At 69.6% G+C, this 26,389-nt stretch carries 15 protein-coding genes; 7 read left to right on the top strand and 8 right to left on the bottom strand.

The annotated features are described in order from the left end of the window. Window positions 1-89: 89 nt before the first annotated feature. The 5 genes from soxB (at window position 90) to ACT54R_RS05645 (ending at window position 5,835) form a co-directional block, all read left to right on the top strand. Window positions 90-1,784 carry a thiosulfohydrolase SoxB gene (soxB, locus tag ACT54R_RS05665; RefSeq protein ID WP_476324408.1) on the top strand — a complete coding sequence of 565 codons (1,695 nt, stop codon included), beginning with the start codon at window positions 90-92 and terminating at the stop codon, window positions 1,782-1,784. A 77-nt stretch (window positions 1,785-1,861) separates the two neighbouring features. Then, window positions 1,862-3,175 (top strand): sulfite dehydrogenase, encoded by a 1,314-nt coding sequence (gene soxC / locus ACT54R_RS05660; protein WP_476324406.1) that lies wholly within the window; start codon window positions 1,862-1,864, stop codon window positions 3,173-3,175. Then, window positions 3,159-3,932 carry a c-type cytochrome gene (locus ACT54R_RS05655; protein WP_476324404.1) on the top strand — a complete coding sequence of 258 codons (774 nt, stop codon included), beginning with the start codon at window positions 3,159-3,161 and terminating at the stop codon, window positions 3,930-3,932. The genes soxC and ACT54R_RS05655 overlap by 17 nt, the downstream gene beginning before the upstream one ends. Window positions 3,933-4,040: 108 nt before the next feature. Then, complete coding sequence (locus ACT54R_RS05650) at window positions 4,041-4,559, top strand: DsrE family protein (RefSeq protein ID WP_169123771.1); 519 nt, start codon at window positions 4,041-4,043, stop codon at window positions 4,557-4,559. Between the two features lie 4 nt (window positions 4,560-4,563). Further along, window positions 4,564-5,835, top strand: a complete 1,272-nt coding sequence (locus tag ACT54R_RS05645) for an FCSD flavin-binding domain-containing protein (RefSeq protein WP_476324402.1) — start codon at window positions 4,564-4,566, stop codon at window positions 5,833-5,835. Window positions 5,836-5,841: 6 nt separating this feature from the next. Here the strand turns inward: ACT54R_RS05645 and ACT54R_RS05640 are convergent, their stop codons facing one another. Continuing rightward, window positions 5,842-6,987, bottom strand: a complete 1,146-nt coding sequence (locus ACT54R_RS05640; protein ID WP_476324400.1) for a cupin domain-containing protein — start codon at window positions 6,985-6,987, stop codon at window positions 5,842-5,844. Between the two features lie 276 nt (window positions 6,988-7,263). Between ACT54R_RS05640 and arsH the strand changes: the two genes are divergently transcribed. After that, window positions 7,264-7,986 carry an arsenical resistance protein ArsH gene (gene arsH, locus ACT54R_RS05635; RefSeq protein ID WP_476324398.1) on the top strand — a complete coding sequence of 241 codons (723 nt, stop codon included), beginning with the start codon at window positions 7,264-7,266 and terminating at the stop codon, window positions 7,984-7,986. Continuing rightward, window positions 7,983-9,167 carry an MFS transporter gene (locus ACT54R_RS05630; protein ID WP_476324396.1) on the top strand — a complete coding sequence of 395 codons (1,185 nt, stop codon included), beginning with the start codon at window positions 7,983-7,985 and terminating at the stop codon, window positions 9,165-9,167. The genes arsH and ACT54R_RS05630 overlap by 4 nt, the downstream gene beginning before the upstream one ends. A gap of 3 nt (window positions 9,168-9,170) precedes the next feature. On the opposite strand, the gene treY is transcribed toward ACT54R_RS05630, so the two are convergent. Genes treY through ACT54R_RS05595 form a run of 7 tightly spaced genes read right to left on the bottom strand, consistent with a single transcriptional unit; the run spans window position 9,171 to window position 26,276 of the window. After that, window positions 9,171-11,693, bottom strand: a complete 2,523-nt coding sequence (gene treY, locus ACT54R_RS05625) for a malto-oligosyltrehalose synthase (protein WP_476324394.1) — start codon at window positions 11,691-11,693, stop codon at window positions 9,171-9,173. Beyond that, window positions 11,690-13,723: a 4-alpha-glucanotransferase gene (gene malQ, locus ACT54R_RS05620; RefSeq protein ID WP_476324392.1), complete on the bottom strand. Its 2,034-nt coding sequence runs from the start codon at window positions 13,721-13,723 to the stop codon at window positions 11,690-11,692. The genes treY and malQ overlap by 4 nt, the downstream gene beginning before the upstream one ends. Beyond that, a complete protein-coding gene (treZ, locus tag ACT54R_RS05615) occupies window positions 13,720-15,471 on the bottom strand; it encodes a malto-oligosyltrehalose trehalohydrolase (RefSeq protein ID WP_476324390.1) in 1,752 nt (583 codons plus the stop codon). Before treZ ends, malQ begins: the two co-directional genes overlap by 4 nt. Beyond that, on the bottom strand, window positions 15,468-17,570 hold the full coding sequence (gene glgX, locus ACT54R_RS05610; RefSeq protein ID WP_476324388.1) for a glycogen debranching protein GlgX: 2,103 nt from the start codon (window positions 17,568-17,570) through the stop codon (window positions 15,468-15,470). Before glgX ends, treZ begins: the two co-directional genes overlap by 4 nt. After that, complete coding sequence (glgB, locus tag ACT54R_RS05605; protein ID WP_476326403.1) at window positions 17,570-19,771, bottom strand: 1,4-alpha-glucan branching protein GlgB; 2,202 nt, start codon at window positions 19,769-19,771, stop codon at window positions 17,570-17,572. Before glgB ends, glgX begins: the two co-directional genes overlap by 1 nt. A 26-nt stretch (window positions 19,772-19,797) precedes the next feature. Next, on the bottom strand, window positions 19,798-23,082 hold the full coding sequence (treS, locus tag ACT54R_RS05600; RefSeq protein ID WP_476324386.1) for a maltose alpha-D-glucosyltransferase: 3,285 nt from the start codon (window positions 23,080-23,082) through the stop codon (window positions 19,798-19,800). Next, window positions 23,079-26,276, bottom strand: coding sequence for an alpha-1,4-glucan--maltose-1-phosphate maltosyltransferase (locus ACT54R_RS05595; protein ID WP_476324384.1), 3,198 nt, complete (start codon window positions 26,274-26,276; stop codon window positions 23,079-23,081). The genes treS and ACT54R_RS05595 overlap by 4 nt, the downstream gene beginning before the upstream one ends. Between the last annotated feature and the right edge of the window lie 113 nt (window positions 26,277-26,389).

Raw genomic sequence — 26,389 nt, 5'->3', positions numbered from 1 at the left:
CCCTCGCATTGTTCCGTTGACGGTGGATATGCCGCCGGATCAGGCGATCCGGTGGGCGGTCCCGCCATGACCTGAGAAAGCGTGGCCCCATGATCTCAAGGCGCGATTTTCTGTCCGCCGGAACGGCCCTCGCCGGCCTGCTCGCCGCCTCCGGCACGGGGCTGGCGCAGGCGGTCGGCGCGCAGGCGCTGAGCCAGGCGGATTTGCTGAAGTTCGGCAATGCCGGCACCTTCACCATCCTGCACATCACCGACATCCACGCCCAGCTCGTGCCGCTCTATTTCCGCGAGCCGTCCACCAATCTCGGCGTGGGCGACGCGCGGGGTGTGCCGCCACACCTCACCGATGCAGCCTTCCTGAAGTATTTCGGCCTGAAGGGCGGCACCCGCGACGCCTATTCCCTCACGTCGGAAGATTTCACCCAGCTTGCCCACACCTATGGGCGCATGGGCGGCGTGGATCGCATCGCCACCTTGGTGAAGGCCATCCGCGCCGAGCGCGGGGCGGACAAGGTGCTGCTGCTCGATGGCGGCGACGGGCTCCAGGGCTCCTGGTCCGCGCTGAAGACGCAGGGCGAGGACATGGTGAAGGTGTTCTCGGCCCTCGGCACGGACGCCATGGTCGGCCACTGGGAATTTACCTACGGCGCCGACCGCGTCACCGAGATCAAGGAGAAGGCGCCCTTCGCCTTCCTCGCCCAGAACGTGCGCTCCGCCGAATGGCAGGAGCCGGTGTTCGAGGCCGCGAAGACCTTCGAGAAGGGCGGCGCCAAGGTGGCGGTGATTGGCCAGGCCTTTCCGCGCACCCCCATCGCCAACCCGCGCTGGATGATCCCGGACTGGGAGTTCGGCATCCGCGAGGAGGAGATGCAGAAGCAGGTGGACGCCGCCCGCGCCGGCGGCGCCGATGCGGTGGTGGTGCTCTCCCACAACGGCTTCGACGTGGACCGCAAGATGGCGTCCCGTGTGTCGGGCATCGACGTGATCCTCACCGCCCACACCCATGATGCCATGCCGCGCGTGGTGGAGGTGGGCAAGACGCTGCTGGTGGCCACCGGCTCCCACGGCAAGTTCGTGTCCCGCCTCGACCTCGACGTGAAGGACAAAAAGGTCACCGGCTATCGCTTCCAGCTCATCCCGGTGTTCTCGGACGTCATCACGCCGGACCCGGAAATGGCGAAGCTCGTCACCGACATCCGCGCGCCCTACGCCAAGGATCTCGCCCGCGAACTCGGCCGCGCCGACAGCCTTCTCTACCGCCGCGGCAATTTCAACGGCACGTTCGACGACATGATCTGCGATGCGATCATGAAGGAGCGTGACGCGGAAATCGCCCTCTCTCCCGGATTCCGCTGGGGCGGCACGCTGCTGCCGGGCGATCCCATCACCTTCGACGCCGTGGCCAATGCCACCGCCATCACCTATCCCGCGTGCTACCGCAACACCATGACCGGCCGGCAGCTGAAGGACGTGCTGGAGGACGTGGCCGACAACATCTTCCATCCCGATCCCTACTTCCAGGGCGGCGGCGACATGGTGCGCGTCGGCGGGGTGGGCTACGCCATCGACGTGTCCAAGGGGACGGGCCAGCGTATCTCCGACCTCACCTTCCTCAAGACCGGCAAGCCGCTGGAGGCCGACAAGGCCTATACGGTCGCCGGCTGGGCCTCCATCGCCCAGAATGTGGAAGGCCCTCCGGTGTGGGAGCTGGTGGAGCGCTACGTGACCGACGCCAAGTCCGTGAAGATGGCCCCGAATGCCTCGGTGAAGGTGACCGGCGCATGAGGCGCGCGGCCATCCCAGGACCGCATTCCGATCAAAATATTCAAAACTACGAATAAGAGAATATCAGGGAGGACGCCATGTCCGACACCAGTCTGCCCCCGACGGAGCGCGCGACCGGCGCGAAACCGTCGCTTTCCCGGAGGCGCTTCCTCAACCTTGCGGGCATAGGCGCGGGCGCCGCCGTCGCCGGAGGCGGGGCGGCCTTTGCCGCGCCGGCCCCCGGAACGCCCGATCCCAACATCGTGCCGGTGCCCGACTGGACCAAGACCCTGGGCGCGCCGGTCAACGAGAACCCCTATGGCAAGCCCTCGGTGTTCGAGAAGGACGTGGTGCGCCGGGAGGTGACGTGGCTCACCGCCAGCTCGCAGAGCTCGGTCAGCTTCACCCCGCTCTATGCCCTTGACAGCGTCATCACGCCCAACGGCCTGTGCTTCGTACGGCACCATGGCGGGCAAGCGGAGATCGACCCGGACAAGTACCGGCTGATGATCCACGGCCTCGTGGACAAGCCCCTCGTCTTCACGCTGGAAGACCTGAAGCGCATGCCCGGCCGGGTGAACCGTGCCTACTTCCTCGAATGCGCGGCGAATTCCGGCATGGAGTGGCGTGGCGCGCAGCTCAACGGCTGCCAGTTCACCCACGGCATGATCCACAATCTCTTCTACACCGGCGTGCCGCTGAAGACGCTGCTGGACATGGCCGGCGTCAATCCCAAGGGCAAATGGGTGCTGGCCGAGGGCGCTGACGCGGCGGTGATGACGCGCTCCATCCCGCTCGAAAAGGCCATGAACGACTGCCTCGTCGCCTTCGGCATGAATGGCGAGGCGCTCCGGCCCGAGCAGGGCTATCCGGTGCGGCTCGTGGTGCCGGGCTGGGAAGGCAACATGTGGGTCAAGTGGCTGCGCCGCCTCAAGATCGGCGACCAGCCCTGGCAGCAGCGGGAGGAGACGTCGAAATACACCGACCTCCTCGCCGATGGCCGCTCCCGCCGCTTCACCTTCGTGATGGACGCGAAATCCGTGGTGACGAGCCCGAGCCCGCAGGCGCCCCTGAAGCACAAGGGGCCGAACGTGCTCTCCGGCATCGCCTGGTCCGGGCGCGGCACCATCTCGCGGGTGGACGTCTCGCTGGACGGCGGTCGCAACTGGACGACCGCCCGCCTCGACGGGCCGGCGCTGCCCATGTCCATGACACGCTTCTATCTCGATTTCGACTGGGCCGGGCAGGAGCTGATGGTGCAGTCCCGCGCCATGGACGACACCGGCTATGTGCAGCCCACCAAGCAGGAGCTGCGGGCCATCCGCGGCACCAATTCCATCTACCACAACAACGGCATCCAGACTTGGCTGGTGCGCTCCAACGGGGAGACGGAAAATGTGGAAGTCGGCTGAGAGGCTGCTTGCCGCCACCCTTCTCGCCGGTGGGCTCGTCGTCGCGGGCGTCGCCGTGGCGGAGCAGCCGGGCGGAAAGCCCACGGCGAAAGCGGAGAAGGCCGGCACCGACAAGGCCCGGCAGGCGGTGAACGTGCCTGCCGCAGCCCCCGCGCCGCCGGTCGCCGCCAAGGTCATCGCCCTCGGCCGCCCCGCTCTGCCGGAGGAAATCACAGCCTGGAACATCGACGTGCGCGCCGATGGCGAGGGCCTGCCGCCGGGCAAGGGCTCGGTGAAGGAGGGCGAGGAGCTGTTCCTGCAGAACTGCGCCCAGTGTCACGGCGAGTTCGGCGAGGGCGCGGGCCGCTGGCCGGTGCTGGCCGGCGGGCGCGGCACCCTGAAGTCCGAGCGGCCGGAAAAGACCATCGGCTCCTTCTGGCCTTATGCCTCCACGGTCTATGACTACGTGCACCGGGCCATGCCCTTCGGCAGCAACCTGTCGCTCTCGCCGGACCAGACCTACGCCATCGTTGCGTATCTCCTGAACCTCAACGATCTCGTGCCCGAAGATTATGTGCTCTCGAAAGAGAATTTCCCGAAGGTGGACCTGCCCAACGAAGCGAATTTCTACGACGACGACCGGGAGACCTCGGAAAAGGCCTTCTGGAAGAAGAACCCCTGCATGAAGGACTGCAGCGGCGAGGTCCATGTGACCGCCCGCGCGCAGATCCTGAACGTGACGCCGGACGGCGATCCGCCCAAGGGAAATCTGGAGTGAGGAATCTGGAGTGAGGCGCGCCACCCGCCCCGCCGTTGCGGAACGGGGGCGGCGGGTGGCACAGTTGAAGGCACACGGCGCGCCAGACGCCGATGACGGGAGAAAACCATGCCCCAGTTCGACCGCCGGGCCTTCCTCGGCACCATGGCGCTTGCAGGCGCCGCGCCGATCGCGGCCACCTCAGCCCATGCCGCCGTGCAGTCGCTCCAGCTCGCCGACATCAAGAAGGAAGCGGACACGGCGTGCGTCTATCACGTGGACTATGGCGACCACGCCCGCTTCGCCCAGACGCTGAACAACATCAACAACCACTACGCCTCCTACGGCGCCGATCCCTTCGCGTTGCAGATCGTGATGGTGGCCCACGCGGGCGGCATCAAATTCTTCCTCGACAATCTCAACGGCACCATGTGGGAGAAGGAAACCCTCGATCCCACGCTCAACGAGAAGATCGCCGCCCTCGCCAAGAACGGGCTGAAGGTCTACCTGTGCGCCTACACCTTCGAGCGCAACCATGTGCCCAAGGAGAAGGCGCGCGATGAGGCCTTCATCGCCTTCGTGCCCTCCGGCATCGCCACCGCCGGCGCATTGCAGGGCAAGGGGTTCGGCTACCTCAAGGTCGGCTGACGGCATGAGCTGCGCGGGCGTCTCGCGGCGGGCGCTGCTGGGCGGTTCGGCGCTGGCGGCGGCAGTGCTTTGCGCGCCGTACGTCGCGGCGCAGGCGAAGCCGCGCGTGGTGATCGTCGGCGGCGGTGCCGGCGGGGCGAATGCCTCCCGGGCGCTGCTGCGTGATGGCCGGGTGGAGGTGACGCTGGTGGAGCCGGAGCCGCGCTACGTGGCGGTGTTCCATTCCAACCTCTGGCTCGGCGGCGTCATCGATTTCACCGCGCTGGAATTCGGCTATGAGGGGCTCGCGCGGGCCGGCGTGCGCGTCGTGCCGCAACGGGCCGAGGCCATCGACCGGGAACGGCGGGAGGTGCGGCTCGCCGATGGCGGGCGCATTGCCTACGACCGCCTCATCCTCTCCCCCGGCATCGATCTCGATTATGAGAGCGTGCCCGGCTGGAGCCGCGCCGCCGAAGCGGCCATGCCCCACGCCTGGAAAGGCGGCGCGCAGCTCCGCATCCTCAAGGAGCGGCTGGATCGAGTGCCGGACGGCGGCCAGATCGTCATCATCGCGCCGCCCAATCCCTTCCGCTGCCCCCCGGCGCCCTATGAGCGCGCCTCCATGATGGCGCATCGGCTGAAAAGCACGGGGCGTGGCGGGGCGCGCATCGTCATCGTCGACCCGAAGCCGAAATTCTCCATGCAGGGCCTCTTTCAGGAGGGCTGGGAGGGCTACTATCCCGGCATGGTGGAATGGATGGCGCCGGATATTTCCGACGGCCTCGTCTCGGTGGACCCGGCCACCGGCACCGTCGTCACCGGCTTCGAGACCTATCGCGATGCGGCGCTGGTGAACGTGATCCCGGCGCAGAACGCCGGCGCCATTGCCCGGCAGGCGGGGCTCGCCGACGCCTCGGGCTGGTGCCCGGTGGACGCCGGCTCCATGGCCTCCGCGATGGACCCGGCCGTCTTCGTCATCGGCGATGCGGCCATCGGCGGCGATATTCCGAAATCCGCCTTCGCCGCAGGAAGCCAGGCGCAGGTCGCGGCGCGCGCGCTGCTCGCCGGCCTGTTCGGCGAGGTGGCTCCTGAGGCCAGCTATGCCAGCACCTGCTGGAGCCTCATCACGGCCGACGACGCGGTGAAGGTGAGCGGGCTCTACCGGCCGCAGGACGGCCGCATCCGCGAGGTGGAGGGCACCGTCTCGGGCGCCGGCGAGCCGGCGGCCCTGCGCCGCCGTCAGCGTGAGGAGAATGCCGACTGGTATCGCGCCATGGTCGCCGGCATGTTCGGCTGAGCCGGCCTATTCGTAGAGATAGCCCACCGGGCTGCCGGCGAGGCGGTCCGAGCGCAAATCGGCGCGGGTGATGATCTGGCCGGCGAGGGCGTCGATCTCGTCCCGCTGGCCGGGCGTCCACATCTTCAGCGCATCGAAGCCGTTGAGGAGGCCGAGGCGCAGGATCTGGGTATCCTCGCCGATCTCCGCAAGCCGGATGGCGCCCGCGCCGGCGGTCACCGTGTCGCCCGTGGCCAGTTCGATCATCTTTCCCGCACCATCCGCGAAACCGGCGGTGCCTCGGATGATGCGGTAGACGACGACTTCGCCCTTCGCCAGCCCCTCCGCATCGGCCGCTGCCGCCGACTTGGGCAGCACCGCGCCGCCGCGCGGATCGGTGGCGATGATGTGGCCGGTGACGAGATGGCCGCTTGGCACCTCGATGCCGAGGTCGCGCACATGCACCGGCAGGGGCGAGGCCACCGGCCCCAGCGCGTCGGCCGGGTAGGGGCGGAACAGGGCGTCGAGCGCGAGCGGGTCCTGGACCCAGAAGCCGGCGCCCTTCGGCCGGTTGTGGAGCGGGTGCTTCCAGGCGGTGCGGGGCGTCTCGTCTTCGCGGATCTTGTCCGGGCCGACCACGGTGGGATTCGGGAAGGTGGAGGGATCGGTGATGAAGGCTTCCAGGAACTTGCCGGAATAGCCCATGCAGAGCGGGTCCGGCACCACGGTCTGCGGCGTCTTCAAATTCTCTTCCGTCGAGAGGCCCGACCATGTGTAGAAGAGCTGGCGGTGCACGATGGCGCTTTGCAGCATCGCCGCACCCGGCCCCACGTAATGGACCTTGCCGTCATAGTCGAAGGTGAACATGCCGGAGGTGACGAGCACCAGCTGGAAGCCGCCGGGCGGCAAATGCAGGTGGAAGTCGGTGGGCCCCGTGTCTTCCCGATAGATGGGCAGGTTGGTCGCCACCTCTTGCAGCAGGAAGGCGCCGTTGTTGGCATGGAGGCCTTCCAGCGCGCGATGATAGAGCGCCTGCGGCCGGTACACCGGATCGTAGCTGATGTCCTTGTAGCGATCGATGGCGATGAAGGCGTCGCGATTGAGCGTGATGCGCGCGCCGTCCGGTCGCATGAGGCCAGGCCATTTGAAGTCACCGATGGACTGCAGACCCATGGCAATCTCCCGTGATGTCCAAGGCTATATTCTGTCGATGGTGCGCGACGTCAATCGAATAGTTGAGGATCGACGGGAGTGGCGGGATATTGGCCGAAAAGTCTCCCGGCACTGCGTATTATTTGCACTTTTGCTGATGTTTTGACTTGTTGTTGCCCAAGCCGAATGCAGGCATTCCCGCCCCCCTCGCCGCGCCGGCCCCGCGCCGATGGGTGCTGTGAGCCGCGCCGGACGCTGCTATGAGAGCGGCGGAGCGAGATCAGGCGAGGCGCACCCGTGACCGACGACACTTTGCCCAACGTAACCGAGGCCCTGTTTCATGTCCCGAGCCTCGACCGGCTGATCCCCGCCGCGCCCGCGCGCCATCCGCCGCGCATCCTGCTTCTCTACGGCTCCCTGCGTGAGCGCTCCTATTCCCGCCTGCTGACGCTGGAGGCGGAGCGGCTGCTGAAGCGGCTCGGCGCGGAAACGCGGGTCTATCACGCGGATGGCCTGCCTCTGCCCGATGGCGCCCCGGTGGAGCACCCGAAGGTCGCGGAGTTGCGCGAACTCACTTTGTGGTCCGAGGGGCAGGTGTGGTGCAGCCCGGAGCGGCACGGCGCCATGAGCGCGGTGATGAAGGCGCAGATCGACTGGATCCCCCTCGCCCTCGGCGCCATCCGCCCCACGCAGGGCCGCACTCTGGCGGTGATGCAGGTGTGCGGCGGCTCGCAATCCTTCAACGCGGTGAACCAGATGCGCATCCTCGGCCGCTGGATGCGCATGCTCACCATCCCCAACCAGTCCTCCGTCGCCAAGGCCTATCAGGAGTTCGACGAGGCGGGCCGCATGAAGCCCTCCGCCTATTACGACCGGGTGGTGGATGTGATGGAAGAGCTGCTGAAGTTCACGCTGCTGACGCGCGACATCTCCCCCTATCTCACCGATCGCTACAGCGAGCGCAAGGAAGCGGCCGAGGCGCTGGAGGCGCGGCTCGCCCTCGGCGCGGCCGTGCGGTGACCGCCGCCGCTTCACCCGCCGGGACGGAAGGCGCGGGCCGTTCGGTCGTCACCGCGCTGGGCGTGGTGCAGATCCTCACCTGGGGCTCGTCCTTCTATCTGCTGACGGTGCTGGCCGGGCCGATCGCCGCGGACACGGGATGGCCGCTGCAAGGCATCGTCGGCAGCCTCTCGCTGGGGCTGCTGGTGGCGGGGTTCATCTCGCCGAAGGTGGGCGTGCTCATCGGAGCCCGCGGCGGACGGCCGGTGCTCGCCACCGGGTGTGCGCTGCTGGCCTGCGGCCTCGCCGTGCTGGCGCTGGCGCCCGGCCCGCTGGTGTTCGCGCTCGGCTGGTGCATCGCCGGCGCGGGCATGGCGGCGAGCCTCTATGACGCCGCCTTCGCCGCGCTCGGCCGGCTCTACGGCGCGGGGGCGCGGCGGGCCATCACCACCCTCACCCTGTGGGGCGGATTCGCCAGCACGGTGTGCTGGCCCATCACGGCCTATCTCGACGCGCACCTGGGGTGGCGTGGCACCTGCCTCGTCTATGCGGGCGTGCATGCGGTGGTCTCCATCCCGCTGGTGCTGGCGTTCGTGCCCGCGGTTGCGCGGCGGGCGGAGACCGGCCCGGCGCGGGGCGGGCCGGTGGTGCTTGGCGGACGCGAGCGCATCGCCTTCCTGCTCATGGCGGGCATCGTCACCCTCATCGGCACCATCGCCTCCGCCATGTCGGTTCAGGTGCTGGCGCTGCTCCAGTCGCGCGGCCTGAGCCTCGCCGAGGCGGTGGCCGCCGGGGCGTTCATCGGCCCGGCGCAGGTGTTCGCGCGGATCATCGAGCAGATGTCCGGCGGGCGGCATCATCCGCTGTGGACGATGATCTGGGCGGTGGCGTTGATGGGCCTTGGGCTGGTGCTGCTGGCGGCGGGCTTTCCCGTCGTCGCGGTGGCGCTGGTGGCCTATGGCGGCGGCAATGGCCTCTTCTCCATCTCCAAGGGCACCGTGCCGCTGGCCGTGCTGGGGGCGGAGCACTACCCCGTCCTCGCCGGCCGCCTCGCCCGTCCCGCATTGCTGGCGCAGGCGCTGGCGCCGCTGGGCGCCGCGCAATTGCTGGCGGCGTGGGGCGCCGGCGCAGCGCTCTCGGCGCTGATCCTTCTGTGGCTCGCGGCGGCGGTGCTGCTCGCGCTGCTGTGGCGGCGGGTGTAGCCCTCAGGCTCTCTCGCCCAGGAGAAGGGCAAAGGGCCAGTGCGCGTTGGCGGCGAGATCGGCCGTGGACGGCACCGGCTCGGAAAGGCCGGGCAACGCGAACCGCCAGCGGAACTCGTCCGGCAGCGCCATCCCCTGCCACGCGGTCGGTTGGAGACCGCCGGCCGGCGTCACCTGCTCGAACGTCCGCACCGGGCTGGCGACCAGCAGTGCTTTTCCCGCGCTGGTGCGCAGGAAGCCGACCATCGGCAGCGCGCTGCCCACCTCCAGCGGCACATAATCTCCGCGAAACAGATCCGGCGCCTCCGCGCGCAGGCCGAGCAGCGTGCGGATGAGGTGCTGCTTGCGGGCGTCGGCGCCACCGGGCGGGGCGTCGAGCGCGGCACGGCGACGGGTGAAATCCACGGGGCGTCGGTTGTCCGGGTCCACCAGCGACAAATCGAGGAATTCGGTGCCCTGATAGAGGTCCGGAATGCCGGGGGCGGTGAGCTTGAGCAGCGTCGCCACCAGCCCCTTCGCCTCCGCCGCCGGGCGGACGAGATCGACGAAGCGGGACATTTCCCGCCGCATGTCCGCCCCGTCCGGCGCGGTAAGGATGAAGCGGGCGAGGCCGTGCGCCTGAGCCTCGAAGTCCTCGTCCGGCCGGTCCCAGGAGGTGGCGCGCTTGGCCTCGCGCAGCGCCTTCATCTGCCAGCCTTCGACGCGGGCGAGGAAACCTTCCATGCCGGAAGCATCGTCCGGCCACGCACCCACCAGCGTCTTGATGAGCATGATGCGGTCGGCCGCATCCACGGACGGCGCCTGCGCCTTCAGCGCGTCCAGCCAGCGGTCGAGGAGGGCGATCCACAGGTCCGCACATTCGGAGAGGATGGAGAGGCGGGCGCGCACGTCCTCGCCGCGCTTGTGGTCGTGGGTGGCGCTCGCCAGCATGGCGGCGGGCCAGCCGGTCGCGCGCCCCTCGGCGGTCCGGTGCCAGTCGGCAACGCTGCCGCCGCCGATGGAGGGGTTGGAGCCCACCTCGTTGCGGGAGAGCAGTGGGCCGTAGCGGTAGAAGGCCGTATCCTCCACCGACTTCGCCGCCACCGGGGAGGACAATTGCTCGAACCGGGTGATGGCGGCCCGTCGCAGGTTGGCGTGGGGCGCGTCCGCCGTGAGGGGGCCAAGCCAGTCGGCGATCCGGTCGAGGTGCCAGGCATCACCGGGAAACACGCTGCCGCGCGCCGCCGCGATGGCCTGATGGAGCGCTTCCGCCCCCGTCTCGCCCGTGCCGGTGGCATAGGAGCGATAGCGGGGGAAATGGACGAGGATTTCGATGAGGCAGCGCCGGAGCGCCGGTCGCGGCCGGTCGCGGTCGGCAACGTCGGCGGCGGCGAGGGCGGCGAGGGCGTCCACCGCGCTCTCCAGCGGCGCCGTGAAGGAGCGGGCGATGATCTCGCGCCGCGCCGGCTCTTCCTCCGCGGAGAAGGCCGCGGGCCGGCCGGTGCGGGCGGCCCAGTGGGTGGCGAGCCGTGCGAAGCCGTCGGCGTCGTGGAGGAGACGGCTCACCTCCTCCATGAAGTCGTAGCCGGTGGTGCCGTCCACCTCCCAGCCGGGGTCGAGGCTTTCCCTTGCCGCCAGGATCTTCTCCACCACCAGCCAAGCCCGCCCGCGCAGCGGCTCGGGCCTGTCGGCCTCGCGCGCCGAAAGCTCGGCGCGCAGGCGCCGGCAATAGGCGCCGGGGTCGGCGAGGCCGTCCACATGGTCCACGCGCAGGCCGTCGATGAGGTCTTGGGCGTAAAGGTCCAGAACCTTCGCATGGGTGCGCTCGAACACGCCGGGGGCGTCGGCGCGCAATGCCGCGAGTTCCGTCACGTCGAAGAAGCGCCGCCAGTTGATGGCGTCAGGCGCCGTCCGCCAGTAGGCGAGGCGGTAGTTCTGGCGCTCCAGCAGCGCATGGAGATGCCGGGCGGTGTCCTCCCCGGCAGGCGTCGCGGCGGCGGGGTCAGCCTCAAGCGCCGCGGCATCCTCGGGGCGCAGCGGAAAGAGGTGGTGGAAATAGCGCACCGCCCAGCCGGCCTCGGCGTCGCGCACGAGCTTGAGATCGCCGCTGGCCAGCACCTCGTGATAGGGCGCGCCGAGGAAGGGCGCCAGCAGCCGCCCGTCACCGGCCTCGAAGTCGATGTCGAACATGGCCGCGAAGGGGCTCTCCCGCCCGTTGCGCAGCACGTCCAGCCAATAGGGGTTCTCGTCGCCGCCGACGCCCATGTGGTTGGGAACGATGTCCACCACCAGCCCCATGTCCTTCGCCCGCAGCGCGGCCACGAGGCGGCGGAGCCCGTCCTCGCCTCCGAGCTCGGGATTGACGTGGGCGGGGTCCACCACGTCGTAGCAATGGGTGGAGCCCGCCCGCGCCTTCAGGATGGGCGAGGCATAGACGTGGCTGATGCCGAGGTCGGCGAGATAGGGCACCACGGCGGCGCCGTCATCGAAGGTGAAGCCCTTGTGGAACTGCAGGCGATAGGTGGCGCGGGGGATGGCGGAGGTCATTGCTCGGCGGCCCCTTCGCCGCGGGTGCTCTGGAGGAGGGAAAGGCGGGCCTTCACCTTCGGCGTGGCGAGGAGGTCGCCGGCCGGCGCGGCCATGCGGCGGCGCCAGTTGGGGTGCTCGTCCACGGTGCCGGGCAAATTGGGGCTTTCGTCGAGGCCGAGGAGGTCTTCCAGCGGGATGATCGCGAGGTCACACGCACTTCGCGCCACATAGGCGATGGCGGCGTCCACGGCGTCCTCCGCATCGGCGAGGGTCGGCGCGATGCCGGCCTCGGACGCCGCCGCCGCGAAGGCGGTGCGTTCGCCGTCCCGTGCGGTCAGGGCTTCGGCGGCCACGTCGCAGGCGGCGATGCGGGCGCGCCAGTGGAGGTCGCGGCCCGCCCACCAGCCGGCGATGGTGGGCAGATCGTGGGTCGATGTCATTCCCGCCGCCTCCCGCTGCCACGCCTCTGGCGGCAGGAAGCCGCCGTCCGCGTCCCGCTCGAACGGCAGCACGCGCATGCCGAGGATGCCGCGCGCCGTCATCTCCTCGCGTAGACCCGCCGGCACCGTGCCGAGATCTTCGCCGATGGCGATGGCACCGTGGGCATGGGCCTCGATGGCGACGAGGCGCAGGAGGTCTTCCAGCGGATAGGTGAGATAGGCGCCTTCACCGGCCCCGGCGCCGTCCGGCACCAGCCAGAGGCGGCGCAGGCCGAGGATGTGGTCGATGCGCACCCCGCCGGCATGGCGCAGCGCCGCGCGGATGGCGGCGAGGAACGGCTCGAAATTCAACGCCGCCAGCGCCGTGGGCGAGATGGCGGTGAGGCCCCAGTTCTGCCCGGCCACATTGATGAGGTCCGGCGGCGCGCCGATTGCGAGGCCCGCGAGGAGATCGCCCGGCCGGCTCCACGCCTGGCTGCCGGTGGGATCGAGCCCCACGGCGAGGTCGGCGATGAGGCCGATGCCCATGCCGGCCGCCCGCGCGCGGGCCTGCGCATCGGCAAGGCTGCGGGCAGCGAGCCATTGCAGGAAGAGATGGAAGCGCACCTCCCCCACCCGCGCCGCCGCGAAGTCCGCGACGGCGGGGCTTTCGGGATCGCGCAGCGGGCCCGGCCATCTCCGCCAGTCGGGGCCGTGGCCCTCCGCCATCATGGCGGCGTGCAGTGCCTCGAACAATGCATGGCGGGCGAGGTCATCGCCGGGATGGGCGGCGAAGGCGGCAAAGCCGGCGGAGGCCTCGGGGGCGCTGTCCAGCGTCTCGAACAGATGGCGCAGGTGGGCGAGCTTGCGGCGCGCCGCGCAGGGCCAGTCGATGAAGGGGGCGGCGTCCTCGTCCTCCCCTGCGATCGCCTCCGCCGGGAATAGCGTGGCGGGATCGGCGAGGAGGGGGTTGAGCGCGAGGCGGCTGGAGGGCGCATAGGGGCTGAAGCGCTCGGGTGTAGCGGAGAACAGCGCATGGAGCGGGCTCAGCGCCACGGCGTGCGCGCCAAAGCCGGCGAGCCGCTCGGCCAGCGCCGCCACGGCACCGAGATGGCCGATGCCGCCATCGCCCGCCTGCCGCAGGCCATAGACCTGCGCCGCCACGCCGAAGGCCCGCGCGGGGCCGGTGCGCTCCGCCACCGAGGGCGCATGGCGGGGCGCCACGGCGAGGCGCAGGCTCTCCCCGCCGATGCGCAACACGTGGTAGCCGGGCTCTTCCGGCGCGGTGAAGACAGAGCCTTCCCGGTGCGGTCGCAGGGCGAGGCGGCGGGGCGTCTCCCCCTCCAGTTCGACCGGCACGGAGGGCACGATGCCCGGCAGCACCACCTCCCGGCCGGCATCAGCCGTCATCAGTCCCGGAAGCCCCTGCGGCGCTTGAAGGGCGGCGAGGGAGCGGTTGATGTCGGCCGCCGTGCCGCAGGGATGGCCGAGGGCGGTGAGCACGCGCTCAAGCGTCTCCACCGGCACGCGGTGGGGCCGGTCGAAGGCGTCCGCCCATTCGATGGAGACGCCGGCGGCGCGGGCCAGCGCTTCGATGGGCGAGGGATCGGGGCGGCGGCGCGCCGTCATGCCTCTGCGCCTTCAAGGAAAGCGAGGGTGGCGCGGGGCGGGATGGCGAAATCGTCCACCGCGCCGCTCGACACGATGAGGTGCAGAGCCGCGGGCAGGTCGGCCGGGCAGGGCTCCGCGCCGAAGTTCGCGGCGAGGGTCAGCACCGCGCCGTCACCCATGCGCCAGCGCGCAATGACGGCGTGGTCCGAGAGGACCTGCGCGCCGAGGCTCATCGCGCCCTTCAGGCGCGGCACCACATGCGCGTGGCGGGCGGCGATCATGTCCTCCACGAACGCCTCCCAGTCCTCGGCATCGGGCGGTGGCACGGGGATGGAGGCGGCGAAGGTCGCCTCGGCGTTGGGGTCGGGGATGGTGGCGCGGCGCGCGGGGTCGGCGAAGGCGGAAAAGCGGGCGAACTCCGCGCGCCGGCCCTCGCGCACGAGGTCGGCCAGCCCTTCGGCATGGTCGGTGAAGAACAGGAAGGGCGTGCGCGCGCCGATCTCCTCGCCCATGAACAGCATGGGGATCTGGGGGCTGAGCAGCACCAGCGCCAGCGCCGCGCGCACGCCATCCGGATCGGCCAGCGCGAGAAGCCGCTCGCCGAAGGCGCGGTTGCCGATCTGGTCGTGGTTCTGGGCGAACGACACAAAGGCGGTCGGCGGCAGATGGCCGCTCGGCGTGCCGCGCGGGCGGCCGAGGTTTGCCGCCTCTTCGCCCTGATAGGCGAAGCCTTCGGAGAGGCAGCGGGCGAGGCGGCGGGCGGGGGCGTCGGCGAAGTCGCCGTAATAGGCCTCCCGCTCGCCGGTCAGCAGCACGTGGAGGCAATGGTGGATGTCGTCGTTCCACTGGGCATCGAACGGGCGCGGCAGGAGGGCGGCGTCGTTGTGCTCGTTCTCTAGCACCAGATGTACATGGCGATCCGCCGGCAGGCGGGCGCGGATGGCGCGGCCGAGGGCGGCGAGGGCTTCCGGCGGCAGGATGGCGTGGACCGCATCGAGCCGCAGTCCGTCGAAGCGGAACTCCTCGATCCACATCAGCGCGTTTTCGAGGAAGAAGCGGCTCACCTCCGGCCGGTCGAAGGCCACGGCCGGCCCCCACGGGGTTGTCTTCTCCGGGTGGAAGAAGTCCGGCGCGTAGAGGCCGAGGTAATTCCCGTCCGGGCCGAAGTGGTTGTAGACCACATCGAGCAGCATCATCACGCCATGGGCATGGGCGGTGTCGATGAGCGCTTTCAGCTCGTCGGGCGTGCCGTAGGCGGCGGCGGGGGCAAAGGGCAGCACGCCGTCATAGCCCCAGTTGCGCGCGCCGGGAAAGGCCGCGATGGGCATCAGCTCCACGGCCGTGATGCCGAGGGCCGCCCAGGCGGGAATCTTCTCCGCCAGGCCCGCAAAGCCGCTGCAAAGGCCGGCATGGACTTCGAGGATCACCGCCTCGTGCCACGGCCGCCCGGCCCAGTCCGTGCGCCAGCGATAGGCGGCGGGATCGGTGACCACGCTGAAGCCGTGGACGTGCTCCGCCTGGGCGCGCGAGGCGGGGTCGGGAAAGGCGGTGCCGTCCGGGAGGCGGAAGCGGTAGCGCGTGCCCGGCCCCACCGGCGCCTCGGCCTCGAACCAGCCGTCCCCGCGCGGCTCCAGCGCAAGCCGCACGCCGGTGGAAAGCTCCAGCTCGATGGCGTCCGCGCCCGGCGCCCAGAGGCGGAAGAGCGTGCCGTTGGCGGTGATGAGAGGGCCGAAGGCGGTCGTCGTGTCGTGCCGCGTTCCGCTCATGCACCGCCTCCGGCGATGCGCCCGCGCAGCAGCACGAGGGACTGGGGCGCCACCTCCACCTCCTCGCCTTCCACCAGCATCTCCGGCGCGCCGGGATTGGCGCTGTCGATCATCAGGATGACCGGCGACGGCGGGGGAATGCGGAAGCTGCGCGGCTCCTGCGTGGCGTTCAGCATCAGCGTCATCACGCAGATGGTGCCGTCGTCGCCGTGCGCTGCCCGGCGCAGGGTGAGGAGGCGGGCCTCCGCCGCGTTCCAGTCGTCGGGGGAGGGGGTTTGCGCCTTCTCGTCGAACCAGGCGATGTCGGTGATCCCGGGGGCCAGTTCCCGGTCGCCATAGAGGAAGGAGCGGCAGCGCAGAAGAGGGTAATCGTGCCGCGCCTTGGCGAGGGCGGCGACGAAGTCCGCAAGGATCTGCCCGTCCGGCCCCTCCAGCAGCGACCAGTCGACCCAGGAGGTTTCGTTGTCCTGGCAATAGGCGTTGTTGTTGCCGTTCTGCGTGCGGCCGAATTCGTCGCCGGCGAGCAACATGGGCGTGCCCAGCGCGAGGTAGACGGTAGCGAGCATCGCCCGCTCCAGCCGCGCCCGGCGCTCGCGGATCTCGGGATCGTCGGTCGGCCCCTCGGCGCCCCAGTTGGCGGAATAGTTCTCCGAGTGGCCGTCGCGATTGTCCTCGCCGTTCGCCTCGTTATGGCGCTCGGCGTAGGAGACGATGTCCTTCAGCGTGAAGCCGTCGTGGGAGGCGATGAAGTTCACCGACGCCCACGGGCGCCGGGCGCGGCGGTCGAAGATGTCGCCGGAGCCGGAGAGCCGCGCGGCAAGCTCCGCCCGCTGGCCCGCATCGCCGCGCCAGAAGCGGCGCACCGTGTCCCGGAAGCGGTCGTTCCACTCGGCGAAGCCGGGCGGGTGGTGGCCGAGCTGGTAGCCGCCGGGGCCGATGTCCCACGGCTCGGAGATCAGCTTCACGCGGGAGAGCACCGGGTCCTGCCGCAGCACGTCGAAGAAGCCGGAGCCGGGGTCGAACCCGTACTCCTCGCGGCCGAGGGTGACGCCGAGATCGAAGCGGAAGCCGTCGATGCGATAGTGGGTTACCCAGTAGCGCAGGGAGTCCATCACCATCTGCAGCACGCGCGGATGGGAGAGATTCAGCGTATTGCCGGTGCCGGTGTCGTTGATGCAGTAGCGCGGCTCGTCCTTCACCAGCCGGTAGTAGGAGCGGTTGTCGAGGCCGCGGAAGCTCAGGGTGGGGCCGAGCTCGCTGCCCTCGGCGGTGTGGTTGTAGACCACGTCGAGGATCACCTCGAGGCCGGCCGCGTGCAGCCGGCGGATCGCCACCTTGAACTCGTTGCGGTCGCCGGCGGAGAGATAGCGCGGCTCCGGGGCGAAGAAGGAGAGGGTGTTGTAGCCCCAATAGTTTCGCAGGCCCTGCGAGACGAGGTAGCGGTCCTGCACGAAGCCGTGGACCGGCAGCAATTCCACCGCGGTCACCCCCATGCGCTTCACGTGCTCGATGAAGGCGGGGTGGGCGAGGGCGGCGAAGGTGCCGCGCTGGTGGGGCAGCACGTCGTCGCGCAGCATGGAGAGGCCGCGCACGTGGGCCTCATAGATCACCGTGTCGGACCACGGCGTCTGCGGCGGGCGGTCGTCGCCCCAGGAGAAGCTGTCGTCCACCAGCACGGCCTTGGGCATGGCCACCGCGCTGTCGCGCCGGTCATAGGAGAGGTCGCCGCGCCCGGAGGCGACGCGATAGCCGAACAGCGCATCCGACCACTGCACCTGCCCCGCGATCTGGCGGGCATAGGGGTCCAGCAGCAATTTATGGGGGTTGAAGCGGTGGCCTTCCTCCGGTTCGTAGCGGCCGTGGGCGCGGAAGCCGTAGAGGAGGCCGAGATGGGCGTTGGGCAGATAGCCGTGCCACACCTCGTCGGTGCATTCCGGCAGCGGCATCCGTGCGATCTCCCGCCGGCCGGACGGATCGAACAGGCAGAGGTCGATGCCATCCGCATTGGCGGAGAAGACGGCGAAATTCGCGCCCAGCCCGTCCCACGTCGCGCCGAGCGGATAGGGTTGTCCGCTTTCGAGCCGCTCCGGCTTCGCCATTACTTGTCTCCCGTATGTACGAAGAGGAGGGTGGACAGGGGGGGAAGGGTGAGTTCGAGGCTCTGGCCTTCGCCGTGGGCGGGTTCGTCCCGCGTTGCGACGCCGCCGTAATTGCCCATGCCGGAGCCGCCATAGAGGGGCGCATCCGAGTTCAGCATCTCGCGCCAGCGGCCGGCATGGGGCACGCCGATGCGGTAGCCCTGCCGCGGCACCGGCGTGAGGTTGATGACGGCCAGAACGGGCGCGGCATCGGGCGCGAGGCGCAGGAAGGCGACGACGCTGTTCTCCGCATCGTCGCCGACGATCCAGCGGAAGCCTTCCGGCCGGTCGTCGCGTGCGTGGAGCGCGGGGAATTCGCGATAGACCCGGTTGAGGTCGCGCACGAGGCTCTGGATGCCGCGATGGGCCGGATCGTCCAGAAGGAACCAGTCGATCTCCCGGTCGTGGCTCCATTCCCGCTCCTGGCCGATCTCCCCGCCCATGAACAAGAGCTTCTTGCCGGGGTGGGTCCACATGAGGCCGAGCAGCGCGCGCAGGTTCGCCCGCTTCTGCCAGGTGTCGCCCGGCATCTTGCCGATGAGCGAGCCCTTTCCGTGCACCACCTCGTCATGGGAGAGCGGTAGCACGAAGCGCTCGGAGAAAGCGTAGACGAGGGAGAAGGTGAGCTCCCCGTGATGGTGCCGGCGGTAGATGGGCTCGCGCGCCATGTAGTGGAGCGTGTCGTGCATCCAACCCATGTTCCACTTGTAGGAAAAGCCGAGGCCGCCCTCTTCGGTGGGGCGGCTCACGCCCGGCCATGCGGTGGATTCCTCGGCGAGGGTAATGGCGCCGGGGCAGCGCTCGGCGACCACGGCGTTCAGGTGCCGCAGGAAGTCCACGGATTCCAGATTTTCCCGCCCGCCGAAGCGGTTGGGTATCCATTCACCGGCCTTCCGGCTGTAGTCGCGGTAGAGCATGGAGGCCACTGCATCCACGCGGAGCCCGTCCACGTGGAAATGCTCCAGCCAGTGGAGTGCCGAGGCGATGAGGAAGCCCGCCACCTCGCGCCGGCCGAGATTGTAGATCAGCGTGTTCCAGTCCTGATGGAAGCCCTCGCGCGGGTCGGCATGCTCGTAGAGCGCGGTGCCGTCGAAATGGGCGAGGCCATGGGCGTCGGACGGGAAATGCGCCGGCACGAAATCGATGATGACGCCGATGTCCTCCCGGTGACAGGCATCCACGAAGGCCGCGAAATCCTCCGGCTCGCCGAAGCGGCGGGAGGGGGCAAACAGGCCGAGCGGCTGATAGCCCCACGAGCCGGAGAAGGGATGCTCCGTCACCGGCAAGAGCTCCACATGGGTGAAGCCGAGGTCCTTCACATAAGGCACCAGCCGCTCGGCGAGGCCGAGCCACGACAAGGGTTCGCCGGTGGCGGGATCGCGCAGCCACGAGCCGGCGTGCACCTCGTAGATGCTGATGGGCGCGGAGGGCGCGTTGCGCGCGGCGCGCGCCGCCATGAAGGCCTCGTCCCGCCAGCGGTGGGTGCGGGGGGAAGGCACGACGGAGGCGGTCGCAGGCGGCAATTGCGTCGCCCGCGCCACCGGGTCCGCCTTCAACGGCAGCAGGGCGCCGTCCGGCCCGACGATCTCGTATTTGTAGAGCGCGCCGGGCCCGACGCGGGGAATGAAGATCTCGAACACCCCGCTGGCGCCGCGCCGCCGCATGGCATGGCGGCGACCGTCCCAGCTGTTGAAGTCGCCCACCACGCTCACGCGCCGCGCATTCGGCGCCCAGACAGCAAAGCGCGTGCCCGCAACCCCCTCCACCGTCACCGGCGCGGCACCGAGCGCATCCGTGAGGCGGAAGTGGCGGCCCTCGGAGAAGAGATGCAGATCGAGGTCGCCCAACAAGAGGCCGAAGGCGTAGGGGTCTTCGGTCTCTTCCGTCGCCTCGGCCCAGCGGATGGAGAGCGTATAGGCGCCTTCCGGCACCGGGCCGCAGAACAGCCCCTCAATGGGACCCTGCTCCAGAAACAGCGCCTGCGCGCTCCCCTGCGGCCCCGCTGTCGGGCGAACGGCCACCGCCTGCGCCCCCGGCACGAACACGCGCACGAAGCGGCCCTGCGGCCCCTCGTGCGGGCCGAGCACAGCAAAGGGGTCTTCCAGCCGCCCGCTCGCGAGCTGATCGAGAACGGCGGGGTCGAGCGGCGGCACGCGGCTCATCTGCGTGGTGTTTCTCTCCATGCGGTTCATGCGCCGGCGTCCGCATTGAGGTCGGCCACGAGGCGGGCGAGGCTGCCGAGGGCGATGGGGAGCCAGTCGGGCCGGTTGTCCATTTCGTAGGTCACCTCATAGGCCGCCTTTTCGAGAAGGAAGAGGCGCAGCAGGGCGTCGTCGCGGGTCGCCTCCGGGCAGCTTTCGTCGAGCCCCGCGCCCTTTCGGTAGGCGGCAAGCAGGGTCTGCGGCACGCGCGCCTGGAAAAGATCGGCGATGCGGCCGAAATTGACGTCTCCCGCCGCCTGTGACGGCCGGCGCCGCGCGCGCACCGCATAGTCCAGCGATCTCAGGATGCCGGCCACGTCGCGCCACCCGCTGTCCTTGGCGCGGCGGGCGTCCACGGGCAGAGCGGGCTCGCCCTCGAAGTCGATGATGACCGCATCCCCCTGCGCCACCAGCACCTGCCCGAGATGGAAATCGCCGTGGATGCGATGGAGAAGGGCGCCTTCGCCCGCCGCGATGAGGCGATCGATCTCGGCGGCGATGGCCGCGCGCCGGTCGAGGATGCAGGCGGCCTTTTCGCGGTCGCGCTCTGCCAGCGTGTCGAGCCGGTCGGCAAGGCCCTTCAGCGCGGCATCCATGCGCCCGCCGATGCGGCTGCGCCACGCCTCCAGCGCCTTGCGGCCGGCGGGCTCCGGCGCGAAGGCCGGGTTGTCCGTCTCGGCGGCGAGCAGCCGATGCATCTCGCCGAGATGCAGGCCGAGGCGCTCGGCAAAGCCCAGATAGGGGGCGAGGAGGTCGTCCTGCTGGATGCCCTCGTGCCCCACTTCGTCGGCAGCGCGCTGGAGGAAGGAGAGGGTGAAGGTCCAGGCGTCGCCCTCGCCGGCCACATAGGCCTGCAGCACGGCGAGCACCTGCGGCGCGCCTCCCTCCGGCTCGTGGACGATCTCGCCGAGGAGCGTCGCAGTATTGGCGAAACCGCGCTCGGTCAGCGCGCGGCTCATCTCCGCTTCGGGGTGAACACCGGGCGTGATGCGCCGGAACAACTTGAGAATGGCCGCGCCGCCATAGATCAGCGAGGAATTCGACTGTTCCGCCGAAAGAAACCGCACCGGGGCGCCCTCTGGGATTGCGGCACGCGCGAAGGCTTCCGTCTTGCGGAAAACGATGCGGCCGTGGGAACTGGGCACCTCGCCGTCGCGGCCGATCAGGTCCATCACATCGGCGGCGAATTCGGGTAGCGCGAACGCATCGGTGAGGTAGCCGGTGCGCCGCCCGCGCCGCACGCGGGCCAGGGCGAGCTGCTGGGGCAGGGACTGGCCCGCCTCGTCGTCCCACGAGATGCCGACGGGGATCTGGTAGAGGTCCGTTCCGCCGGCGCGTTTGGTCTCCACCATCACGAAGGCGCGCTCGCGCTTCTTGCCGAGGCGCGCGGTCATGGCGATGCGTGCGGACTGGAGGGGTTCCCCCTTGCCGGCGTACCAGCGCCTTTTGGGCAGATAGGCCGGCAGCACGTCGGCCTCGAAGCTCTTGCGGTGGGCGGCGGTGATCATCTCTTCCGGCGCCCCCTTCAGGACGAAGGTCAGATATTCGGGCATGGCCTCGGGCGCCGGGGTGTGCCAGTCCGGCGATTGCGCGTCGGTGGCGAGGAGGAACCAGTAGAAGCCGTAGGGCGGCAGGGTGAGCAGATAGGTGAGCTGGCCAATGGGCGGGAAGGGTGAAGAGCCCAGCAGTTCCAGCGGAATGCGGCCGGAAAATTCCGAGAGGTCCAGCTCCACCGCCTGCGGCGAGCGCGAGAGGTTCGCGACGCACAGCAGCGTCTCGCCCTGGTGTTCGCGCAGATAGGCGAAGACTTTCCTGTTCTTCGGATAGAGAAAGCGCAGCGTGCCGCGCCCGAAAGCGGGATGGGCCCGGCGCACGGAGAGGAGCTTGCGCGTCCAGTTCAGCAGCGAATGGGTGTCGCGGCTCTGCGCCTCCACATTGATGGCCTGGAAGCCGTAGAGCGGGTCCTGGATGGGCGGCAGGACCAGGCTCGCAGGATCGGCCTTGGAGAAGCCGCCGTTCCTGTCCGGCGACCATTGCATAGGCGTGCGCACGCCGTCGCGATCGCCGAGGAAGATATTGTCGCCCATGCCGATCTCGTCGCCGTAATACATCACGGGCGTGCCGGGCATGGAGAGCAGCAGCGACTTCATCAGCTCCACGCGCCGTCGGTCGCGCTGAAGGAGGGGGGCGAGGCGGCGGCGGATGCCGAGATTGATGCGGGCGCGCCGGTCGGCGGCGTAGAAGTTCCAGAGGTAATCGCGCTCGCTGTCGGTGACCATCTCCAGCGTCAGCTCGTCATGATTGCGCAGGAAGATGGCCCACTGGCAATTGGCTGGAATATCCGGTGTCTGGCGCATGATGTCGGTGATGGGGAAGCGGTCTTCCTGCGCAATCGCCATGTACATGCGCGGCATGAGCGGGAAATGGAACGCCATGTGGCATTCGTCGCCCTCACCGAAATACTGCTGGGTGTCCTCCGGCCACATGTTCGCCTCGGCCAGCAGCAGCCGGCCGGGATAGGCGGCGTCCAGCTCCGCGCGGATGGTCTTCAGGATGGCGTGGGTCTCGGGCAGATTCTCGTTGGAGGTGCCCTCGCGTTCCACGAGATAGGGCACGGCGTCGAGCCGGAGGCCATCCACGCCGAGGTCCAGCCAGAAGCGCATCACGCCCAGCACCGCCTTCAGCACAGCGGGATTGTCGAAGTTGAGGTCCGGCTGGTGGGAATAGAAACGGTGCCAGAAATAGGCGCCGGCCACCGGGTCCCACGTCCAGTTCGACTTCTCGGTGTCGAGGAAGATGATGCGCGTGCCGGCATAGGCCTGGTCATTGTCCGACCAGACATAGAAATTGCGATGCGCCGAACCGGGCTTCGCCTGCCGCGCGCGCTGGAACCAGGGGTGCTGGTCGCTGGTGTGGTTGATGACCAGCTCGGTGATGACCCGCATCCCGCGCGCATGGGCCTCGCGGATGAAGCGGCGGGCATCGGCCATGGTGCCGTAATCGGGATGAACGTTCTTGTATTCGGAGATGTCGTAGCCGTCGTCGCGGCGCGGAGAGGGGTAGAAGGGCAGAAGCCAGATGCAGGTGACGCCAAGACTCGCGATGTAATCGAGCTTGGAGATCAGCCCCGCGAAGTCGCCGATGCCGTCGTCATTGGCATCGAAGAAGGACTTCACATGCAGCTGGTAGATCACCGCGTCCTTGTACCAGAGCGCGTCGTCGTCGGTGGTGGAGGCCGGCGCGGACGAGGCGGGGGCGGAATGGACGTTCATGCGGCGCCTCCCACGGGACGGATGCGCCAGATGGCGTAGGGCAAATCGGCCGGATCGAGGTGGAGGGTCTGCATCTTGCCGGTCCAGGTGAAACGGGTGTCACGCACCAGATCCTCGACCTCCACGGACGCATGGTCGGGCAGGCCGAATTCCCACAGCGGCACCTCGAAGGCGGCGCTGCGCGAGGCGTGGGGATCAAGGCTCACCGCCACGAGCACCATCTCGTCCTCGCCGGGCAGGCGCTTGCCGAAGTAGAGAATCTGGTCGTCGAAGGCGTTGTAGAAGGTGACGTTGAGGTGGCTCTGCAGCGCTGGATGGGCGCGGCGGATGGCGTTGAGGCGCGTGATCTCGGCGACGATGTTGCCGGGGCGTGAGTAATCGCGCGGGCGGATCTCGTATTTCTCGCTGTCGAGATACTCTTCCTTGCCCGGCACGGGCTCGGCCTCGCACAGCTCGAAGCCGGAATAGAGACCCCAGAGCCCCGACAGCATGGACGCGAGCGCGGCGCGGATGAGGAAGCCGGGGCGGCCGGAGCGCTGGAGGAAATAGGGGTTGATGTCCGGCGTATTGACGAAGAAGTGGGGCCGGTAGATGTCGCGCGCGGGTGCGCGGTTCAATTCTTCCAGATACTCTCGCAGCTCGGCCTTGGTGTTGCGCCAGGTGAAGTAGGTATAGGATTGAGAAAACCCAATCTTGCCCAGGCGATACATCAGCTTCGGCCGGGTGAAGGCCTCGGCGAGGAAGATGACGCCGGGGTCGCGGCTGCGGATGTCGGCGATCAGCCACTCCCAGAAGGGGAAGGGCTTTGTGTGCGGATTGTCGACCCGGAAGATGCGAACGCCGAGGCGCACCCAGCCCTCCACCACGTCGCGCAGGGCCAGCCACAGGTCCGGCACGGCGTCCTTCGCGTAGAAATCGACGTTGACGATGTCTTCGTATTTCTTGGGCGGGTTCTCGGCGTAGCGGATGGTGCCGTCCGGCCGCCACTGGAACCAGTCGGGATGCGCCTTCAGCCAGGGATGGTCGGGCGAGCACTGGATGGCGAAATCGAGCGCGATCTCCAGCCCCTCGTCCCGCGCCGCCGCGACGAGCGCGCGGAAATCCTCGAAGGTGCCAAGCTTGGGGTGGATCGCCTCATGACCGCCCGCCTCGGCACCGATGGCATAGGGGCTGCCGGGATCGTCCGGACCCGCGTTCAGGGAATTATTGCGGCCTTTGCGATGGGTGCGGCCGATGGGATGGATGGGCGGGAAATAGAGTACGTCGAAGCCCATGTCCCGGATCGCCGGCAGCCGGCCGATCACGTCGCGCAGCGTGCCGTGGCGCGCGGCGTCGTCGGTGACGGAGCGGGGAAACAGCTCGTACCAGCTCGCGAACTGGGCGACCTCCCGGTCGCTCTCGATGAGGTAGCGCTGCGCCGCGCCGGTGGCGAAGGCGCGCGGGTCGGCCTCGGCCATGGCCGTGGCCAGGGCGGGGGAAAGCAGCGCTTCCACGGCGGCCGCCTCGCTCCCTTTCAGGCGCTTGAGGTGGTCGCGGATCACGGCGCGCGCGCCCTTCGGCGCGGTCTGCTGCGCGGCTTCGAGCAAGGCGCGCCCTTCGGCGACCTCGACGGCCAGCGGCTGCCCGGCCTCGCGCTTCTTGCCGAGGTCGCGGCGGAAGGTGCCGAAATGGTCCCACCACGCCTCGATGAGGAATTCGTGGCGGCCCACGCGCAGCAGGGGAAAGCGCGCCTGCCAGCGGTCGTTCACGGTGGGCACCAGCGGCGCGCGCTGCCACGTCGTCTCGTCCACGGCGCGCCAGCGCAGCTCGGCGGCGATCTTCTCGTGGCCGTCGGTGAAGATGTCCGCTTCCACCGTCACCACATCGCCCACGCTCCGCTTCACCGCGAAGCGGCCTCCGTCCACGCTGGGGGTCACCCGTTCGATGGCGATGCGCGGCGCGGCGGTGAAGGGCGCTACGGCCGGGCCGGGCGCGCGGATGGGCGCTGTCGGGGAAAGGTCCATGGCGGCGGTGCCGCCGGGCGGCAGGTCGTCGGCGATGGGGCCGGCCAAAGCAAAGCCAAGGCGCGCCGCCGCTTCGCGCGCGCTCAAGGGCGCGGGGTGCGTGAGGTCGGCATTGAAGGCGAGGAGCCGCGTGCCGCGCGTGCCATCGGCCGCCACCAGCGTCACCTGCGCGCCGGGCGCCGTGAGCTGGCGCAGGCGGCGAACGTCGACGGGCTCGGCATTGAGGGCGGCGATCGCGGCGGAGAGGTCGAAGCCGGGGGCGGTCTCCGCCTCGTCCCCGTCCATGAAGGGCGTGCGCGCGCCATGCTCGAAGCCCATGGGCGTCAGCCAGCCATCGGCCAGCTGCGCAGCGGCAAGCGCCAGGCGATGGCGCGCCTCGGCGGTTGCATCCGGCCCGCGCGTGGCAAGGCGGGGGCCGAACGGGTCGTCACAGAAGGCGATCAGCCGGGCGTGGGGGCGCAGGGCGTTGAATTCCTCCACCAGCCATGGCGCCCGACCGTCCCACCAGGCGGCGGAGGCGGTGACGAAATCGAAGGCGGTGGCAAGGTCCCGCACCTCGTCGCGCGGCAGCCCCGGCGTCCAGCCGAGGGCGAGAAGCCCGGCGGCCCGCGCCGGGCCGAGCAGGCGCCGCCACACCTCGGCCGGGAGCAGGCCGGCCTCGTGGCAGCGCACCCCTCGCACGCCGGCGCGCCGCCAGCGGTCGAGATGCCCGGCCCAGAAATCCGCGAAGCGGGCGACGGCGTCGTCGTCTGCCAGCGCCACGGTGTGGCCGGCGGCGCCGGGTGACACGCGCGGGTCTGCCGCGTGCGCCCCACCGCTCCAGCAGCCCGGCAGCGCGGCCGGAAGGTCGCCGTCGCCGGCGCGGGTGCAGGCGAGGTCGATGAACAAGGAAAGGCCATGCGCCGCCGCCGCCTCGGCGAGATCGCGGAACGCCGCCTCAGGCGTCTTTCCGTCGAGCGGAGCGGCGAGTGTGTCGAGGGTACGGGTGGCGAACCAGCTGTGCGGTTCCACCGGAAAGGGCCAGCCGAGGAGCAGCGTGTCGAACCCGAGCGCCGCGATCCTGGTCAGGAGAGCATCCCGAGCCGTGCCGGTCGGCAGCGCGCGGGGTGGCACGTGATAGAGCCGGGGCCTCCGCACATCCGACACCGGCGGCATCCGCCCGACTTCGCCCTCCATCGCCTGACGATGCACGTCTTGCCCTCACCGCTACCGTTGCCTGCGGGGAGACAATGTTTCGGGCGGTGGGGGGTTCCCCCGGCCGTGAAGAATGCTGGCGAAGCGTTGGCGGGACCTTGGGCAGATTT

The sequence above is a fragment of the Xanthobacter sp. DMC47 genome, from assembly GCF_056313845.1.
This window is presented reverse-complemented; position numbering and strand designations above follow the sequence as displayed.